The 17,710-nt window shown below is 66.1% G+C and carries 14 protein-coding genes; 12 read left to right on the top strand and 2 right to left on the bottom strand.

Annotated features, from left to right (window positions below):
- Position 1 precedes the first annotated feature (1 nt).
- The 10 genes from GGC65_RS04860 to GGC65_RS04905 all read left to right on the top strand — a co-directional run bounded on the left by GGC65_RS04860 (position 2) and on the right by GGC65_RS04905 (position 11,604).
- Entirely contained in the window at positions 2-1,204 is a 1,203-nt protein-coding gene (locus GGC65_RS04860; protein WP_192646130.1) for an alginate export family protein, read from the top strand.
- Complete coding sequence (gene nirB / locus GGC65_RS04865; RefSeq protein WP_192646131.1) at positions 1,204-3,681, top strand: nitrite reductase large subunit NirB; 2,478 nt, start codon at positions 1,204-1,206, stop codon at positions 3,679-3,681. Before GGC65_RS04860 ends, nirB begins: the two co-directional genes overlap by 1 nt.
- Positions 3,678-4,019: a nitrite reductase small subunit NirD gene (gene nirD / locus GGC65_RS04870; protein ID WP_054587453.1), complete on the top strand. Its 342-nt coding sequence runs from the start codon at positions 3,678-3,680 to the stop codon at positions 4,017-4,019. The genes nirB and nirD overlap by 4 nt, the downstream gene beginning before the upstream one ends.
- Positions 4,019-6,616 (top strand): nitrate reductase, encoded by a 2,598-nt coding sequence (locus tag GGC65_RS04875; RefSeq protein ID WP_192646132.1) that lies wholly within the window; start codon positions 4,019-4,021, stop codon positions 6,614-6,616. Before nirD ends, GGC65_RS04875 begins: the two co-directional genes overlap by 1 nt.
- Complete coding sequence (gene cobA, locus GGC65_RS04880) at positions 6,606-7,391, top strand: uroporphyrinogen-III C-methyltransferase (RefSeq protein WP_192646133.1); 786 nt, start codon at positions 6,606-6,608, stop codon at positions 7,389-7,391. Before GGC65_RS04875 ends, cobA begins: the two co-directional genes overlap by 11 nt.
- On the top strand, positions 7,384-8,613 hold the full coding sequence (locus GGC65_RS04885; protein ID WP_192646134.1) for a molybdopterin molybdotransferase MoeA: 1,230 nt from the start codon (positions 7,384-7,386) through the stop codon (positions 8,611-8,613). Before cobA ends, GGC65_RS04885 begins: the two co-directional genes overlap by 8 nt.
- Positions 8,613-9,080: a hypothetical protein gene (locus tag GGC65_RS04890; protein WP_225940677.1), complete on the top strand. Its 468-nt coding sequence runs from the start codon at positions 8,613-8,615 to the stop codon at positions 9,078-9,080. Before GGC65_RS04885 ends, GGC65_RS04890 begins: the two co-directional genes overlap by 1 nt.
- 119 nt (positions 9,081-9,199) lie before the next feature.
- Positions 9,200-9,952 carry a hypothetical protein gene (locus GGC65_RS04895; RefSeq protein WP_192646136.1) on the top strand — a complete coding sequence of 251 codons (753 nt, stop codon included), beginning with the start codon at positions 9,200-9,202 and terminating at the stop codon, positions 9,950-9,952.
- Between the two features lie 245 nt (positions 9,953-10,197).
- Positions 10,198-11,076 carry a hypothetical protein gene (locus tag GGC65_RS04900; RefSeq protein ID WP_192646137.1) on the top strand — a complete coding sequence of 293 codons (879 nt, stop codon included), beginning with the start codon at positions 10,198-10,200 and terminating at the stop codon, positions 11,074-11,076.
- 36 nt (positions 11,077-11,112) lie between these two features.
- On the top strand, positions 11,113-11,604 hold the full coding sequence (locus tag GGC65_RS04905) for a hypothetical protein (RefSeq protein WP_192646138.1): 492 nt from the start codon (positions 11,113-11,115) through the stop codon (positions 11,602-11,604).
- 64 nt (positions 11,605-11,668) lie between these two features.
- On the opposite strand, the gene GGC65_RS04910 is transcribed toward GGC65_RS04905, so the two are convergent.
- Together GGC65_RS04910 and GGC65_RS04915 are read right to left on the bottom strand one after the other, a co-directional pair.
- Positions 11,669-13,069, bottom strand: coding sequence for an amidase family protein (locus GGC65_RS04910; protein WP_225940678.1), 1,401 nt, complete (start codon positions 13,067-13,069; stop codon positions 11,669-11,671).
- Positions 13,066-14,418 (bottom strand): MFS transporter, encoded by a 1,353-nt coding sequence (locus GGC65_RS04915; protein WP_192646140.1) that lies wholly within the window; start codon positions 14,416-14,418, stop codon positions 13,066-13,068. Before GGC65_RS04915 ends, GGC65_RS04910 begins: the two co-directional genes overlap by 4 nt.
- 130 nt (positions 14,419-14,548) lie before the next feature.
- Here GGC65_RS04915 and GGC65_RS04920 point away from each other — a divergent pair, with 130 nt between their 5' ends.
- A complete protein-coding gene (locus tag GGC65_RS04920; protein ID WP_192646141.1) occupies positions 14,549-15,421 on the top strand; it encodes an alpha/beta hydrolase in 873 nt (290 codons plus the stop codon).
- Between the two features lie 36 nt (positions 15,422-15,457).
- Positions 15,458-17,686 carry a TonB-dependent receptor gene (locus GGC65_RS04925; RefSeq protein ID WP_192646142.1) on the top strand — a complete coding sequence of 743 codons (2,229 nt, stop codon included), beginning with the start codon at positions 15,458-15,460 and terminating at the stop codon, positions 17,684-17,686.
- The last annotated feature ends 24 nt before the right edge of the window (positions 17,687-17,710 follow it).

Below are 17,710 nucleotides of genomic sequence, written 5' to 3' on the forward strand. Positions count from 1 at the left end.
CATGACCCGTACCGTTGCGATCTTGCTGGCGCTTGCGCCGACCGGGGTGGCGCACGCCCAGGACGTCACCCTCAAACCGCTCGGCGAAGCCCGGCTCCGCTATGAGAGCGTCGACCAAGACGGTCTCGCCGCCGAAGCCCACGCCCTGACCCTGCGCCTCCGCGCCGGGGTCGAGGCGAAAGCCGGGCGCTGGTCAGCACTGGTCGAGGGTCAGGGCACGCTGGCGGTCGTCGACGATTATTTCGACGGCCTCCACGGGGCCGCGACGCGGCCGCTCGTGGCGGATCCCCAGAATATCGCCCTCGCGCGCGCCCAGATCCGCTACGCCTCACCGACCTTCGCCCTCACCGCGGGGCGGCAGCGGATCGCGCTCGACGACGAGCGTTTCGTCGGCGCGGTGCCCTTCCGCCAGAACGCGCAGAGCTTCGACGCGGTGCGTGCCGAGATCACGCCGGCGAAGGGCGTCAAGGCCGACCTGACCTACGCATGGAGCGTGCGCACCATCTGGGGTATCGACGGCACCGGCGCGCGGCAGCAGGCGGTGTCGGGCGACAATGTCTTCGCCAACCTCGGCGTCGTAACGCCGGTCGGCAAGGTTGCGGCCTTCGCCTATCTCGTCGATCAGGACGAGGCTGCGATGCAGGGCTTTCGCATGTCGAGCCAGAGCTACGGCGCCCGGCTCGACGGCAGCCAGCCGCTCGGCAAGGCGAAGATCGCGTACCAGCTGAGCTATGCGCGCCAGTCGGACTGGCACCGCAACCCCAATGATTATGCGGCGGACTATTTCCTTGCCGATGCCGCGATCGACTTCGGAGCCCCCCGGGTCGGCGTCGGGTATGAAATACTCGGCGCCGACGACGGGGTCGCCCTCACCAGCTTCCAGACACCGCTGGCGACGGGTTTCAAGTTTCAGGGCTGGGCCGACAAATTCCTCGTCACCCCGCCCGACGGCGTGCGCGACCTTTATGCGAGCGCCGGCTGGGGCTGGAAGGCGATCGGGCTGCTCAAAGCCGTCACGCTGCAGACAGTCTACCACGACTATCGCAGCGACCGCGCTTCCCGCTCCTACGGCGACGAGATCGACCTGCTGGCCAGCGCCAAGCTTGGCAAGGTCACCGCCTCGGCGCGCTACGCCCATTACGACGCGGACACTTTCGCCACCGATACCGACAAATTCTGGCTGCAACTGGACTGGATGCTCTGATGGAACACCGCCCCCTCAAACCCGACGCCGACACGCGCGAGCATCTCGTCGTCATCGGCAACGGCATGGCCGGCTGCCGCGCGGTCGAGGAACTTATCGCGCGCGATCCGAACCGCTATCGCGTCACGATCTTCGGCGCCGAACCGCGGGTCAATTACAACCGCATCATGCTCTCCCCCGTCCTCGCGGGCGAGAAATGCTTCGACGACATCGTGATCAACGATGCCGCATGGTACGCGGACAACGGCATCGCGCTTGTCGCGGGCGATCCGGTCGCGGCGATCGACCGCGCGGCGAAGACGGTGACGACGCGCAGCGGGCTCGCCGAGACCTACGACCGGCTGCTGATCGCGACCGGTTCGGATCCCTTCATCATCCCCGTCCCCGGCAAGGACCTGCCCGGCGTCATCGCCTTTCGCGACATGGACGATGTCGACACGATGCTCGCCGCCGCCGATGCGGGCGGCGACGCAGTCGTCATCGGCGGCGGGCTGCTCGGGCTCGAGGCCGCGCACGGCCTCAGCTTGCGCGGCATGAAAGTCACCGTCATCCACCTGATGCCGACGCTGATGGAACGCCAACTCGACGAAGCCGCGGGCTGGCTGCTCAAGGAGGCACTTGAGGGGCGCGGCCAGACGATCCTGACCGGCGCTGACACTGCGGAGATCGTCGGCACCGGCAAGGTCGAAGGGGTGAAGCTCAAGGACGGCACGCTGATCCCCGCCAGCCTCGTGGTCATGGCCGTCGGCATCCGCCCATCGGTCGCCCTCGCCCGCGAGGCGGGCCTCGCGGTGGGGCGCGGCATTCAGGTCGACGACCATATGGTTACCAGCGATCCGGCAGTGCTCGCGGTCGGCGAATGCGTCGAGCATGACGGACAGGTCTACGGCCTCGTCGCGCCGCTGTGGGACATGTGCCGCAGCCTCGCCGACGGCCTCGTCGAACAGCACAGCGGCTACCGCGGCTCGGTCACCTCGACCAAGCTCAAGGTGTCGGGCATCGACGTCTTCTCGGCGGGCGATTTCTCGGGTGGCGACGGCTGCGAGGATATCGTGCTCCGCGACGCCAGCCGCGGCGTCTACAAGCGCGTGATCGTCAAGGACGACCGCATCGTCGGCGCCGTCCTCTATGGCGATACCGCCGACGGCAGCTGGTATTTCGACCTACTCAAACGCCAAGAGGATGTCTCCGGCCTCCGCGACCTCCTGATCTTCGGACAGGCCTTCGCCGCGGGAGGCGGCGCGGCGGACCCTAAGGCGGCCGTTGCGGCGCTCTCGGACGATGCCGAGATTTGCGGCTGCAACGGCGTCACCAAGGGCCAGGTCGTCTCGTGCATCGCCAAGGGCGCGCACAGCCTCGACGCGGTGCGCGGCACCTGCAAGGCGTCGGCAAGCTGCGGCAGCTGCACCGGCCTCGTCGAGAACCTGCTCGCACTGACATTGGGCGACGATGTCCAGTCGGGGCCCAAGACGATGTGCAAATGCACCAGCTTCGGCCACGACGACGTCCGCCGCGAAATCGTCGCGCAGGACATGCGCTCGATCCCCGAGGTGATGCAGAAGCTCCACTGGACCACCCCCGACGGCTGCTCCTCATGCCGCCCCGCGCTCAATTACTATCTGCTCTGCGCGCTGCCCGGCGATTATGTCGACGACCAGCAGAGCCGCTTCGTCAACGAGCGCCTCCACGCCAATATCCAGAAGGACGGCACCTATTCGGTCGTGCCGCGCATGTGGGGCGGGCTCACCAACCCGACCGAGCTGCGCGCGATCGCCGATGTCGTCGAAAAGTACAATGCGCCGATGGTCAAGGTGACCGGCGGCCAGCGGCTCGACATCTTCGGGATCAAGAAAGAGGATTTGCCCGCGGTCTGGGCCGATCTCAATGCCGCCGGCATGGTCTCGGGCCATGCCTATGGCAAGGCGCTGCGCACCGTGAAGACCTGCGTCGGGTCCGAATGGTGCCGTTTCGGCACGCAGGATTCGACCGGGCTCGGCGTCAAGCTCGAACGGATGAGCTGGGGCAGCTGGATGCCGCACAAATTCAAGATCGCAGTCTCCGGCTGCCCGCGCAACTGCGCCGAGGCGACGATCAAGGATTTCGGCGTCGTCTGCGTCGACAGCGGCTACGAGTTGCACGTCGGCGGCAATGGCGGAATTCACGTGCGCGCCACCGACCTCCTCTGCAAGGTCGCGACCGAGCAGGAGGCGATGGATTATTGCGCCGCCTTCATCCAGCTCTACCGCGAGGAAGCGCGCTATCTCGAACGCACCGCGCCATGGATCGAACGCGTCGGGCTCGCGCACATAATCGCGCGTATTGTTGACGACGAACCGGGCCGCGAGGCGCTGCGCGCGCGCTTCCTCTTCTCGCAAAGCTTCTCGCAGAACGACCCCTGGGCGCAGCGCGCCGAGGGCGCCGAAGCCGAACATCATGCGCCGATGGCGCGCTTCACCCCGCAGGAGGCTTTCGCATGACCACCGCAGAATGGCTCGACATTGGCTGGGTCGACCAGATCCCCGTGCGCGGCAGCCGCACCGTGCAGGTCGAGGGCGGCGACGACATCGCCGTCTTCCGCACCGCCGAAGGCAAGGTCTTCGCGCTGCTCGACCGCTGCCCGCACAAGCATGGACGGCTGTCGCAGGGCATCGTCCATGGAGGCGCGGTCGCCTGCCCGCTGCACAATTGGCGGATCAGCCTGTCGACCGGCGAAGCGCTTGGCGAAGACAAGGGTTGTACGCCGACCGTCCCCGTCAAGATCGACGGGGGCCGCGTCCTCATCTGTCGCGCGAGCACGCTGAAGGCCGCCGCCTGATGGCAGAAGCAGTCCGCACGACCTGCGCCTATTGCGGCGTCGGCTGCGGCATCCGCGCGACGGTCACGGGCGAACGGAGCGTCGAGATCGCGGGCGATCCCGATCATCCCGCGAACCGTGGCCGCCTCTGCTCGAAGGGGACGCATCTGGGCGAGACCGTCGGGCTGGAGGGCCGCCTCCTCCACCCGATGATCGGCAACAAGCGCGCGAGCTGGGACAAGGCGCTCGATCTCGTCGCGAAGCGGTTCAAGGAGACAATTGCACGCCACGGTCCGGGCAGCGTCGCCTTCTATGTTTCGGGGCAACTCCTCACCGAGGATTATTATGTCGCGAACAAGCTGATGAAGGGGTTCATCGGCACCGCGAACATCGACACCAATTCGCGACTCTGCATGTCGAGCGCGGTCGCGGGCCATATGCGCGCGTTCGGCGAGGACATCGTCCCCGCCACCTATGACGATCTCGACGCCGCCGACTTGTTCGTCCTCGTCGGGTCGAACACTGCCTGGTGCCACCCGATCGTCTATCAGCGTATCCGCGGACGCTGCGAGGCGGGCGCAAAGCTCGTCGTCATCGACCCGCGCCGCACCGAAACCGCCGAGGAAGCCGACCTCCATCTGTCGATCCGGCCGGGCAGCGACGTCGCCCTGATGAACGGCCTGCTCCAGCATTGCCGCGAAACCGGCATCGTCGATGAGGATTATCTCGCCGCACATGTCGCGGTACCCGCGGAATATTGGGACCGGCTTGGAGAGGGAAATGACCTGTGGTCGGTGGCGCGGACTTGCGATGTCCCCGCCGCCGACCTCAGGCATTTCTACGAGCTGTTCGCTGCGAACGCCCGCACCGTCACCCTCTTCAGCCAAGGGATCAACCAGTCGACCACCGGCACGGACCAAGTCAACGCGATCACCAATCTCCACCTCGCAACCGGCCGGATCGGCAAGCCCGGCGCAGCGCCCTTCTCGATCACCGGCCAGCCCAATGCGATGGGCGGCCGCGAGGTCGGCGGATTGGCCTCGACGCTCGCCGCGCATATGGACTTCGCGCCCGAGAACCGCGCGCGTGTCCAGCGCTTCTGGGCGTCGCCGACGATGGCCGAGAAGCCGGGCCTGAAAGCCGTCGACCTGTTCCGCGCGATCGGCGAAGGCCGGATCAAGGCGCTGTGGGTGATGGCGACCAACCCCGCCGTATCGATGCCCGACGGGAACGCCGTGCGCGAAGCCCTGAAAACATGCCCCTTCGTCGTCGTCAGCGACGTCGTCGAAAAAACCGACACCGGCGCCTTCGCGCATGTCCACCTGCCTGCCGCGGCGTGGGGCGAAAAGGGCGGCACCGTCACCAACAGCGACCGCACGATCAGCCGCCAGCGCGCGCTGTTTCCGCTCCCCGGCGAGGCGATGCCCGACTGGTGGATCGTCAAGGAGGTCGGGCGGCGCATGGGGTGGAAAACCGCCTTCACCTACGACCGCCCTGCCGACATCTGGCGCGAGCATTGCCGCCTGTCCAACTACGATAACAACGGCGCGCGGCTCTTTGCTTTGCCCGGTGCAGCGCTGGGCGGCAACGCCGCCTATGACACGATGGAGCCGTTTCGCTGGGGCGGCGACCATCCTTTCGCCGACGGGCGTTTTTCGACCGACGACCGCCGCGCGCGTCTCATCCCCGTCGCGCAAAAGCCACTCCCCGAACCGCTCGCCAAATGGCCGCTGACGCTCAACACCGGCCGCTACCGCGACCAGTGGCACACGATGACGCGCACCGGCCTCGCGCCGAAACTCGCGCGCCACCGCGAGGAGCCACTTGTCGAGGTCCACCCCGACGACGGGGCGCGCCTTGGCCTCACCGACGGCGGGCTCGCGCGCATCGAAACGCCGCAGGGCGACAGCCTCTACCGCGTCGCCTTCCACCCCGGTCAGCGCCCCGGTGAGCTGTTCGTGCCGATCCACTGGACCGACCGCACCGCGAGCGTCGGCCGCACCGGGCTGCTCCCCCGCCCGCTCGTCGATCCGGTATCGGGCCAGCCGGGCTTCAAGCGCACCCCCGCGTCGATCGCCGCCGTCACGCCCAAATGGCGCGGCTTCCTGCTCCTCGCCCGCGAGCTCGCCGACACCCCGCGCTGCCTGTGGGCGACGCGCGTCGCGGTGCCGTCGGGGGTGATGTGGGAAGTCGCGGGCAATGGCTACGTCAAGGCCATCGAAGCGCTGCTCCCCAAGGGCGAACGCATCGAGGCGCAGGACGCCGCGCGCGGAACGCGGCGCATCGCGATCGTCGCGAACGGCCGCCTCGCCGGCGCGCTCTTTGTCACCGAGAGCGGCGAACTGCCCCCGCGCGACTGGCTGATCGCACAGCTTTCTGCGCCCGACATCGCCCCCACCCTGCTCGCCGGCCGCGCGCCCGGGGTACAGGCCGACCGCGGCCCGATCGTCTGTGTCTGCTTCGACATCGGGCTCAAGACCATCGTCGCCGCGATCCGCGACCAGAAGCTGACCGACGTCGCCGCGATCGGCGCGGCGATCGGCGCCGGCACCAATTGCGGCTCGTGCCGCCCCGCGCTCGCGCGCATCCTGACCGAGGAGACCAGCAATGCAGCCTGACGATTTCGCGCCCGGCACCGTCTGGCTTGTCGGAGCCGGCCCGGGCGATCCCGAACTGCTCACCATGAAGGCCGTGCGCTTGGTCGAGCGCGCCGACATCGTCTTCTACGACGCGCTTGTCGGCGTCGGCGTGCTTGCGCTGATCCCGACCGGGACGGAGACGGTCAGCGTCGGCAAACGGTCGGGGCGGCACTCGAAGGACCAGCGCACCATCGACACGATGCTGGTCGAAGCGGCTGCTGCCGGCAAGCGCGTTGTACGTCTGAAGGGCGGCGATCCGTCGATCTTCGGCCGCTCGACCGAGGAGCTGACCGCGCTACGCGACGCGGGATACCCCGTGCATATCTGCCCTGGCATCACTACCGCCTGCGCCGCTGCGGCCTCCGCCGGCCTCTCGCTGACACTTCGCGGCGTGGCTCGCGACGTCCGCTTCGTCACCGCGCACAGCAAGCGCGGCGCGGCGCTCGACATCGACTGGACCTCGCTCGCCAGCGGGGGGTCGACCCTCGCCGTCTACATGGGTCGCGATGCCGCGGGCGAGATCATGCGCGGGCTCATGCGCGCGGGCCTGGCTGAAGGCACTCCAGTGATGATCGCTTGCCACGTCAGCGGCCGCGACGAACGCAGACTGGCAACGCGGCTCGATCTGCTCGAGCTCGCGACCCGGTCGTTCACAGCGAACGCGCCGACGCTGATCCTCATTGGCGAGGCGGTCAGACAAGGCGCCTCCGCGCTTACGATTTCGGAAGCGCAAGCGAGACAGACGCATGGGTAAGCTGGTTCCCGCACTGGCATTCGGCGCCTGCGCTGCTTCGATCGATTTCGACGGCGCGCTGGCGATCCTCGCCGCGAATGCCCGTCCCCTCGGCAAGGAAAGCGTCTCGTTGGCCGATGCCGGCGGACGCCATCTCGCTGCCCCGGTGGTCGCACGGATCGATGCTCCACGGCGCGACTGTGCAGCCATGGACGGCCATGCGGTCCGCGACGCCGACCTTAACGGCGGCACCATAATCTTGCGATCGAGGGGCACGAGCTATGCGGGCGCTGCCGAACCGGGCGCAATCTCGGCGGGCGAAACCTGGCGCGTAATGACGGGCGCGCCCCTTCCCCACGGAAGCGATCGCGTCGTGATGATCGAGCATTGCCGCCATCGCGGCGAGCTCGTGGTACTGGACGCTCCCCCGCTCGGGAAACCGCACGTCCGGAAAGCCGGCTCTGATTTCCTCGCGGGCGACGAGCTTCTTGCTGCGGGCACGAGGATGACGCCAGCGCGGATGGTCGTGGCGGCCGCCGCCGATCGCGCGGAGGTCGAAGTATGGCGCACTCCGCGTATCCTGCTGGTTGCGACCGGTGACGAAATCGTCGCGCCGGGGTGTGCATCGCACATGCGGAGCGCGATCCCGGACAGTCTCAGCCTCGCAATAGGGCAGTTGTGCACTTCGACTGGTGCGGAAGTCGTCGCAAGCCTCCGGCTTCCCGACAATGAGCAGGCAATTGCCGAAGCTCAGCAAGAGGCCCTCGCCGACGTGGTCGTCGTCATCGGCGGCGCCTCGCGCGGCGACCGCGATTTTGGACGGTCGGCCTTCGTATCGCTTGGGCTCGACGTCGCTTTTGCCGATGTCGCCATGAAACCCGGCAAGCCGGTCTGGTATGGCCGGTTGGCGCAAACGCATGTTTTGGGGCTGCCGGGAAACCCGACTGCGGCACTTACGGTTGCCCGCCTGTTTCTATCACCGTTGATCGCAAGTCTCTCGGGCGGCGCGATATCCGACGCGCTGCCCTGGCAACTCAGGCGGGCGACGAAGCCGATGCCCGCCAATGGCCCGCGCGAGGCATTTCTTTGTGCATCGCTATCCTACGAGGGCGCCGCCATTTGCGATCGTCAGGACGCATCCGGGCAAGCCGCACTAGCTTTGGCAGATTGCCTGGTGCGCCGCCCCCCCAACGCGCCCGCAGTGGCCGCGGGTGGTCTCGTACCGGTGCTACCGCTGTGCTGATGGGCCTCCTGCTCGACCGGTTCCGCGCCCATGGGGCCCAGCCGCATCCGGCAAGGACAGAGAATTCTACCAGCCTTGAAACGATGCTCGCAGCGATTGCCCGGAAGGTCGAAAGCAGAGGCGGGACGGCCCTTTCCGCGAAGGAGAGCAAGGTGTGGAACACGGCGGTCGTGATCTCATTCATGTCGTCTGATCGAAGAGACCATGCCCCTGCAAACGCCAAGGTGCTCAGCTGGGCAGCGGCGCGGGCCGGCTTCGAGGACATGGGTTTGCCGACCGCCGCGGCATTCGTCACATCCTTGGTGACCGAACTGGCCTTTCGAACGGAAATCGATCCCCGCAACCGGCGGCGCGAGGCGGATTCGCTCGTCAGGCTTGCCACGTTGAAACGGCAGTTCTCTTCCATCGAGGAACAACATGACCTCTGGGAATTGCTGCGAAAGTTGATCGAGCCAACAGCTCCCTAGCTTCGCTTCGGCAAAAAATGCGCCCACCGAATGACTCCGACGGGCGCAATTCAGGCGCCCGAGCGCCGTGAAAAAACGATCCGCTTGTATGCGTCGTCGCCGACCAATAAGCGGAATATATGCACATCGGCGCAAGGCTTCCTGCACTTATTCTCTTTGCGATCATCCTTTTCGGTGGTTTCGGCATAGTGCGGATGGTCTTCGTTCGCCACGATCCCGTTGGGATCTCAGCCATCGTTGTAGCGCTGGTTTTGGTCGCGATATTCGAGCGTGTTGCAACGTCCCGACATCCTTTGGCCAACAGGGTTATGGGCGTCCCGGCATCGAAATGGCCAATAAAGCTCGCAACAGCAGCAAGCGACAGCTTCGAATTTTTCCCGGGGCGCCCGGAGGGCTATGTCGGTTACACCGATTACACTGCAATGAGCGTCGATGTTAACGACGATCTAGCGGCGAGAAGGCCAGCAGAGCAATATGCGCTTCTTGGTTTCGGGAATGGCTTTCTGCAAAGCATTCGGGACAGAATTGTCGATGTTGGAGATCGCCGCGTTAATTTCCGTGTCATCAACGCCTCCGCACCATGCCAAGAGTCGATCGGGTGGCTCGCCTATCTCCAACGGTCGGGCACGGACAATGCAGGGCCGTCCACCGAAAACCTGCACTCTGTGATTCAATCAGTTTCAAAGGACGTCGGCTCGGAAGGGCCAATTACGATGACGTTTTGGAACAAGGTTCACAATAAGCAAAGCGAAAGTCTCGACACAAGCGGTACCTCCCTTGCGATGCTCGATGAATGGATGAGCATCTATCAAGCGGCAGTCGCGGAAGGACGGAAACAGGCTATCGAAGCGGTCGTTATAACGAACTCCTAATTGAGCGTCCGCTTTCCGGAACTTGCCGATGCGAAGCCGGTTGGCCGCTTGCTGCCTGACCGTCTTCGATCAGCCAAGCGACGATTGCCGCCATTCGAATAATCAGTTCCGGCACTCGCTCAACCCATTCACCGCACCCCTGCTCGGAAACTGGGCGGATAATATTGCGAATGGCAATGCAATGCGCAAAAAGGCAATCAGGGTCAGCGGCTTGCGCGAGTTTGCGAGTGCTAAGGGGGACTGCAATGATGACGAACTGGGGAACGCGCTTGGTCGCGCTTGCGGCAGTGCTGGTTGCGACACCGGCGACGGCCGAAATGAACTGCTATGAGCCGCAATGGCAACGCTTCGCCGATCCGCAGCTTGGGGTCGCGCTCGAGGTCAGCACCGACGTGCATCAAAGCTATTCGCTGGACCGCGAGAAATTCGTCAACATCGAAACACGCGAAAGAGCGCGGCCGGGCAACGAAATCGGCGGCCGTTGCAGCAGCTTCAACTTCAATGTCGTCGATTTCGGCAACAACAGCATCTCCGATGCGGCAGGTCTTTTGAAGGACCACAGCGACCGGATCGCGAGCGGCGGCCTCAACGGCTTCAAGGTCATAAGGAATCGGGCGCTGACCTTTCAGGGCCTGCCTGCGCGCGAGGTAATCTTCACCTTCACGATCGACTATTTCCATACACCCGCGACGCACCGGTATCTGAGCGTGGCGCGCGACAACAAGCTTTATACCTTCGGCTGGGTCTGGGGCGATGCCGGGGCGGTTCCAGCCGACTCAGCGCGCGTCTATGATTCGATCCGTTTCACTCCCGTGGCGGCGGATCCTAACGGCCGCTCGCGGGCCATGTTGGAGGATACGATCCTCCTCTACTGGCTACGCGGCGAATATCCGACGACGATCCACATGTCGCCATCGCTCCGCCAGATCGCCGACCCGAAGCGTGTGGCGGAAAGCAAGTTGGTCGACGGTTACGGCTATGTGCAGAAGGTCGACTATCTGCGAACCGAGAAGGGCTTCCGGGTCTTTCGTGTCGAGCACAGCAAGGCGATCGTCGACTGGTATACCGCCGACGATGGAAACCAGATTTCGGCCCTGTACTGGAAAAAAGTCCGTGACCTCTGACCGAAAGACTCCGCGGGCAGCCGGCCAAACCACCGCATGAGCGCCGCCGCTACCTACGCCATCATTCCGGCCTTCCTTCGCTTCGACGTCGGCGCGATCGGTCTGGATATGGGCGGCGCCCACGGCGACTATGAGCGGCTGGAGCGTTACATGTTCGCGCCCTTGAATGCGCTCGCCAGCCAACGGATCACAAGCGCGGCGGGGGTTCTCAACGCGCTGAAAGGAGAACTCGTCATCGCCGATGCGGCAGAAGACGGCTCTGATTGGAACGGAAGCATCCGCCGAAGTATCTTTGCGAGCAACGGTTCGGACGCGGTCGATTATGTCGTCCAGCTCGACCTGTCGCCGCTGGCTTTCGACCGCCTCATCGCGCTGATGCAGACCGGGCGGATGTTGTCGCTGCTATCGCTGGATTTCCAGAATATCGACGGCCCGCTGAACGAAGATCCGCTCGATCGACCAATCCCTTGGGATGACGTGCAATACCCGCACGTCGCCTTGACAAACTTTACGCTGCGATGGGTTTGACCGTCGATGGCCGATAACGGACCATCGGCTTTGGGACGGCTATGCCAACAAGCGAACAATTTCATCAATTTCCGGGAAGCGCTCCGACCCAAATCGGCGGGATTCGAGCTTTCCATTCAAGTGCCGCCTCAAGCTGATATGCCAGTGCCAAGAGCAATGCTTCTCCACCCACGCGGGTCGCGAACTGGATGCCGACGGGAAGGCCCGTGTCGCTGAATCCGACGGGCAGGCTGATCGCAGGCGTTCCCGCGAAATTGTCGATCCAGCAATAGCCGGCATAGTCGATCAGCGCATCGCGCTGTTCACCCCAGGCGACGTCGGGGCCGAAGACGCCGATACGCGGGATTTCGTGGCTCAGCGTCGGGGTCATCCAGATATCGATCTGTTCCAGCCGTTCGAGATAGGCGGCGACCACATCCTCCATCGCCCCCCAGGCGGCGGCGTAATGCTCGTCGCTCATCGCCTCGCCCGCGGCGATCAGCGTCGCCGAGCGATGCTCGAGGTCGTCGGCGCGCAGTTCGATGCCGATTTGCTGCGACAACATGCCAAGCCGGCGCGCGAACATGCCCTCCGTAATATCGCCGAGCAGTGTCATTGCAGCGGGGCCGTCGAAGGGCAGCGCAGCGTCGGACACATGGTGGCCGAACCGGTCGAGCAAGGCGACCGCTTCGCCAAAAACGCGCGCGACGCTGGCGTCGGGCGCGGCGCCGGTGCGCATCACCGCGCTATACGCGTGGATGCGCAGCCGATGCTCGACCGGCCGGTCGACCAGCTCAACCGGCAGCAGGCAGGCGGCGTCGTGCGTCTGGGTCGCCGCCAGCCACGCCGCGGTGTCGCGCACCGTGCGACTGACGCAGCCGTTGACGGTCAGGTCGGTGATCGCGCGAAACGCCTCTTCGCCCGCATTACGCCCGCGCGACGGCTTGAGCCCGACGAGCCCGCACGGCGCGGCGCCATGGCGGATCGAGCCGAGCCCGTCGCTGGCGTGCGCGACCGGCACCACCCCCGCGGCAACCGCCGCCGCGCCGCCGCCCGACGAACCGCCGGGGGTGTGGTCAAGGCTCCAAGGGTTGCGCGTCGGGCCGATCAGCGGCGACTCGGTCACCGCATTGAGCCCGAGTTCGGGCATCGAAGATCGCGCGATCGAGATCGGCCCCGCCTTGCCGATCGCCTGCGCATAGGGCGCATCGGCGGGCGCGATGAAATCGCGGAGCGCGGCCGACCCGAAGGCGGCGGGCAGCCCCTTTTCGGGCAGCATGTCCTTGATCAGCGTCGGGATGCCCGCCAGCGGGCCCGGGCGGGGCGCCGCTGCCTGCTCGCGCGCGCGGCCGTAATTGCGAAAGGCGATGAAATTGAGCTGCGGATTGACCGCCTCGGCGCGCTCGATGGCCTGCTCGACCAGCGCGGCAGCGGTCGTGCGCTCGTCGGCGAGCGCTTCGCGCATCGCCACCATGTCCGTCATCATATCGTCTCCTGCGAAGGCCGCGGGCGGATCGCGCGCAGCGTAGCGGCATAGGGCGTCGGCGCGAGCATCATCAGCACAGCCGAGAGAATCAGCGAAGGGAGGCTGACAACCGCGATCGCCTGCAGCATGCCGCGCGGCCCGTCGAACAGCCCTGACAGCGCACCAATCGCGAGCGGCGAAGCGGCGAGCGCGAGCGCGTTGACGATGCCGAGCAACGCAAGCACGCGCGAGCGCAGCGCCGGCGGCGCCAGATTCTGGAGCACGCCGGGCATCAACGACGAAGCCGCAATACCGAGCGCGCCCTGCACCCCCGCCACGAGATAGGCCTGCAGGGGCGAGGCGGTGAAGGGAAGCAGCGCGGCGGGAAGCGGGGTCAGCGCGACGAAGATCGCGGCGACGCGGAGCGGGTCGAGTTCGGCGTCGCGGCGCCGGAGCCTGAGCAGCGCAGGCGCGAGCAGGACGCCTGCCAAGGTCGCGACCGTGATTGCGGTGCCCAGTCCTACCCCGACACTCGCCGGGTCGATCCCGAACGCGCGCGGCAGTGCAAGCGGAAACCACATCACGCCCGAGGTCATTGCAACCGCCATCGCGAAGATCGACCCGAAGACACAGGCGAGCGTGCGCCAATGCGCGCGCGCATAAGGCAGGAAGTCGCGCGATGCGTCCGATTCGGCCTCGGCCCCTGCGTCCGCCGCCGCAATTTTCGCCACCGGCATCGTCAGCACCAGCAGGAAGAAGAGCGGCCCCGGCAAGGCTATGAGCATCATCGCGATCCGCCAGCTGTCGACCCCGGCGAGCCACGCCGGCAACACGTCTGGCGCGGTTGCAAGCCACTGCAACAAAGCACCGCCGAGCGCCATGCCCAGGCCCGCGCCGAGCAGCGAGCCGCCGTAGAAAATGAAGTTGGCGGTATTGCGCTGCCGCTCGGGGAAGAGGTCGGGGATCAGCGCGAATACGATCGGCGCGAGCCCCGCCTCGCCGATCGCGATGCCGATCGTCGCCACGAAAAGCCCGCCGAAGCTGTCCTGGAACGCGCTGAGCCCGGTCGCGATCGACCAGCAGGCCACGCCGAGCGCGAGGATCAGGCGGCGCCCGTAGCGGTCGGCGAGCCAGCCCATCGGATAGCTCGCGACGCTGGCGAAAACCGCCATGCCGAGCCCCTGCAGCAGGCCGAGCTGCCAGTCGCTGAAACCGAGCGTCGCCTGCAACGACGGCGCGATCAGGCTGAGCATCTGGCGCACGACGAAGGCGAAGAGCGTCGTCATCAGCAGCACGCCCAGCCCGTACCAGGCCCACACCGCCGCGCGAGGTGATTCGCCGTTGAAAGCCTTTGCTGCTGCGCTGTCCATGTCGCTCTCCCGACCGATTGCTTGGTTTCATATAAACAAGTTGACTTTATTGTAAATGGAGTCGATGAAGATATCGCACGACGGGACGGGACTCAGCGCGAACGGCGCCGGTCCAGCTTGGAGACAATCGATGGCCTTTTCGGTTCGCGCGTCGCTGGAACAATTCGCCCTGCCCCATCCGTCGGGCGAAGGGCAGCTGACGATCAGCGTCGCCTCGCCGGCGGTCCCTGCCCCCGATGCCGCCGTGCCCGTGCTCACCGTCGTCGACGGCGACATGTTGTTCGGCCTCGCCGCCGAGACCGCACGCGCGGTGTCGAGCGTCGCAGCCTTTCCCGCGCATTATGTCGTCGGCATCGCCTACGACGCCGACTATGCCGAATTCCTCAAGCGGCGCACCGCCGACCTGACCCCGCCGATCGGCGCCGAGGCGCTCGCCAAGCTTGGCGGGATGGGCGCGGCGATCGGCAGTGCGCAAGGCGGCGGCGCCGACGCCTTCCTCCCCTTTCTGACAGAGACGCTGCGCCCCGCAATCGCCGAGCGCCATCCCGTGACGGCCAGCGGCCCTCAAATCCTCTACGGCCATTCGCTTGGCGGGCTGTTCACGGCACATGCCTTGCTCACTCGCCCCGACAGCTTCGACGCCTTCATCGTCAGCAGCCCATCGCTGTGGTGGAACGATTTCGCCATCCTCGGCGAACTGCCCGGCTTCAAAGAGCGCCTCGCCGCCCTGCCCCGCCGGCCGCGCGTCTTCGTCGACGTCGGTGCGCGCGAGCAGGACTTACCGGCCAGCGTGCCCGAAGGCCTGGGCGTGACACTCGAGGAAGCGCAGGCGCAGATCCGAAACGCACGCATGGTCGATGCGGCGCGCGAATTCGCCGACGCGCTGCGCGGCGCGGGCGTGACCGCGCTGCACCACATCGCCTTCGCGCACGACGACCATGTTTCGGCCGCACCCGCTGCGCTGCTGCATGGTATGCGCTTCGCGCTCGGACGCGACCATTGAACTTCGAGCCATAAGATATTGATGAGGGGAATGATTATGCGACACCTGACCAAAGCCCTCGGCGGCACCGCCATGATGCTCGCGCTGGCCGCGCCGGCCATGGCGCAAGCGCAGGGCAGCGAAGCGAGCCCGGGCGACGAGATCGTCGTCACCGCGCAGAAGCGAACCCAGTCGCTGATCGATGTCGCACAATCGGTCTCGGTGGTGTCCGAAGCGACGCTCGAGGCGCAGGGCGCGACGGGCTTCGTCGACTATCTCAAGAATGTCCCCAGCCTCCAGCTCGTCCAGGGCACGCCGGGCCAGGGCCGGCTCGTGCTGCGCGGCATCAACACCGGCGGCGTCGCGTCGACCGTCGCGGTCTATCTCGACGAAACCCCCTTCGGGTCGAGCACCGGCCTCGCCAACGGCTCCGAACTCGCGGGCGACTTCGACAGCTTCGACATCGCGCGGATCGAGGTGCTGCGTGGCCCGCAGGGCACGCTCTATGGCGCGAGTTCATTGGGCGGCCTGCTCAAATTCGTGACCAACGCGCCTTCGACGGCGGGTTTCGAGGCCAAGGCGCTCGGCGGCGCCGAATTCACCGACGGCGGCGACGCCTCCTACCGCGGTGCGGCGATGGTGAATGTGCCGCTCGGCGAAACGCTCGCCTTCCGCGCCTCGGGGTCGTACCGCAAGCAGGGCGGCTATATCGACAGCGTCGGCACCGCGGGCTCGAACCTGCGCAGCAACATCAACGATTTCGAAAATTACGGCGGCCGCGCCTCGCTGCTCTGGGAGCCTGTTAGCGGCACCAAGGTGCGGCTGAGCGCGCTGTTCCAAAATCTCTATGTCGACGCGCCAAGCATCGTCGAGGCTGACGCCGCGACGCTGAAGCCGCTTTATGACGGCCTCACGCAATCGGAATATATCCCGACCTTCAGCGACGTGAAATACCGGCTCTATAACGCGACGATCGACCATGATTTCGGCGGCGTGACGCTGACCTCGGCGACGAGCTATAGCCAGCAACTCCAGTCGTTCCGCGCCGACTACACCGCCAATCTGTCGGCGGTGCTCGGTGGTCCTTACGTCTATTTCGACCAGCAGACCGAGAACCGCAAATGGACGCAGGAACTACGCCTCGCGTCAAACGGCGGCGACTTCATCGAATGGCTGGTCGGCGGCTATTACACCCACGAAAAGGGCCGAATCTTCCAGAATCTCAAGACCGCGGTGCCGGGGACGCCGGGCGTACTGACCCCGATCGACCTGCCCTTCGAACTCGCGGTGTTCAACCTCGACTCGCGCTACGAGGAGGTCGCGGGTTTCGCCAATGCCACGCTCCACCTTGCGCCCTGGTTCGATATCGACCTCGGCGGGCGCTACAGCCACAACAGCCAGCGCGCGGCGCAGGTCACCGACGGTATTCTTCTGGGCACTGCGGTGATCGACGGGCTCCACTCCTCGGACAATGTTTTCACCTGGTCGGTCGCACCCAAGGTCAAATTCGGGCGGCAGGCGTCGCTCTATGCGCGCGTCGCCAAGGGCTATCGCCCCGGCGGCCCGAACGTCATCCCGATCGGCTCGCCGCCGGGCACCCCGACGACCTTCGACCCCGACACGGTCACCAGCTACGAAATCGGCTTCAAGGGCGATACCGACGACCGCAGCGCCTCCATCGAGGCCGCAATCTATCATATCGACTGGACGAACATCCAGCTCGCGGCAGTGGTCAACGGCTTCGGGGTCAACGTCAACGGCGCGAGCGCCAAGGTGGACGGCGCCGAAATCGCCGCGACGCTGCGCCCGGTCGCCGGGCTCACCGCGTCGATCAGCTTCGCCTATAACGACGCACGGCTCAGCGGCGACACCGATCCGGTCGCGGTCGGCGCGGTCAAGGGCGATCCCCTGCCCTTCACGCCGAAATATGCGGTCAACGCCAACGCCGATTACCAATGGGATTTGGGCGGCGACGTCAGCGCATCGCTCGGCGCGTCGATCCGCTCGGTCTCGCGCCAGACCGGCGGGTTCGATCCCGCCTATCTCGCCACCTTCGGCCGCTTCCCGCGCATCCGCGCGCATGAGGTGATCGACCTGCGCGCCGGGCTCGACTTCGGGCGCTATGCGATCAATGCCTATGTCAGCAACCTCACCAATTCGGGCGGGATTACGTCGACGCAGGCGCTGCTCGGCGTCGCGGGGCTGCCGCGCAACCCCAATGGCGCGCTCGGCACCGGAGTGGTGCGGCCGCGCACCATCGGGGTCAACGCGACCGTCAGCTTCTAAAGGCCGCTCGCCTATGCCCGTTCC

This window comes from Sphingopyxis sp. OAS728 (genome assembly GCF_014873485.1).
GTDB lineage: Bacteria > Pseudomonadota > Alphaproteobacteria > Sphingomonadales > Sphingomonadaceae > Sphingopyxis.

Excerpts from the sequence above, each read along its gene's own strand:
- GGC65_RS04890 (WP_225940677.1), top strand. The coding sequence starts at position 8,613 with ATGGGCCTCCTGCTCGACCGGTTCCGCGCCCATGGGGCCCAGCCGCAT.
- GGC65_RS04910 (WP_225940678.1), bottom strand. The coding sequence starts at position 13,069 with ATGATGACGGACATGGTGGCGATGCGCGAAGCGCTCGCCGACGAGCGC.
- GGC65_RS04905 (WP_192646138.1), top strand. The coding sequence starts at position 11,113 with ATGAGCGCCGCCGCTACCTACGCCATCATTCCGGCCTTCCTTCGCTTC.
- GGC65_RS04885 (WP_192646134.1), top strand. The coding sequence starts at position 7,384 with ATGGGTAAGCTGGTTCCCGCACTGGCATTCGGCGCCTGCGCTGCTTCG.
- GGC65_RS04860 (WP_192646130.1), top strand. The coding sequence starts at position 2 with ATGACCCGTACCGTTGCGATCTTGCTGGCGCTTGCGCCGACCGGGGTG.
- GGC65_RS04875 (WP_192646132.1), top strand. The coding sequence starts at position 4,019 with ATGGCAGAAGCAGTCCGCACGACCTGCGCCTATTGCGGCGTCGGCTGC.
- nirB (WP_192646131.1), top strand. The coding sequence starts at position 1,204 with ATGGAACACCGCCCCCTCAAACCCGACGCCGACACGCGCGAGCATCTC.
- GGC65_RS04915 (WP_192646140.1), bottom strand. The coding sequence starts at position 14,418 with ATGGACAGCGCAGCAGCAAAGGCTTTCAACGGCGAATCACCTCGCGCG.
- GGC65_RS04920 (WP_192646141.1), top strand. The coding sequence starts at position 14,549 with ATGGCCTTTTCGGTTCGCGCGTCGCTGGAACAATTCGCCCTGCCCCAT.
- GGC65_RS04895 (WP_192646136.1), top strand. The coding sequence starts at position 9,200 with ATGCACATCGGCGCAAGGCTTCCTGCACTTATTCTCTTTGCGATCATC.
- GGC65_RS04900 (WP_192646137.1), top strand. The coding sequence starts at position 10,198 with ATGATGACGAACTGGGGAACGCGCTTGGTCGCGCTTGCGGCAGTGCTG.
- cobA (WP_192646133.1), top strand. The coding sequence starts at position 6,606 with ATGCAGCCTGACGATTTCGCGCCCGGCACCGTCTGGCTTGTCGGAGCC.
- nirD (WP_054587453.1), top strand. The coding sequence starts at position 3,678 with ATGACCACCGCAGAATGGCTCGACATTGGCTGGGTCGACCAGATCCCC.
- GGC65_RS04925 (WP_192646142.1), top strand. The coding sequence starts at position 15,458 with ATGCGACACCTGACCAAAGCCCTCGGCGGCACCGCCATGATGCTCGCG.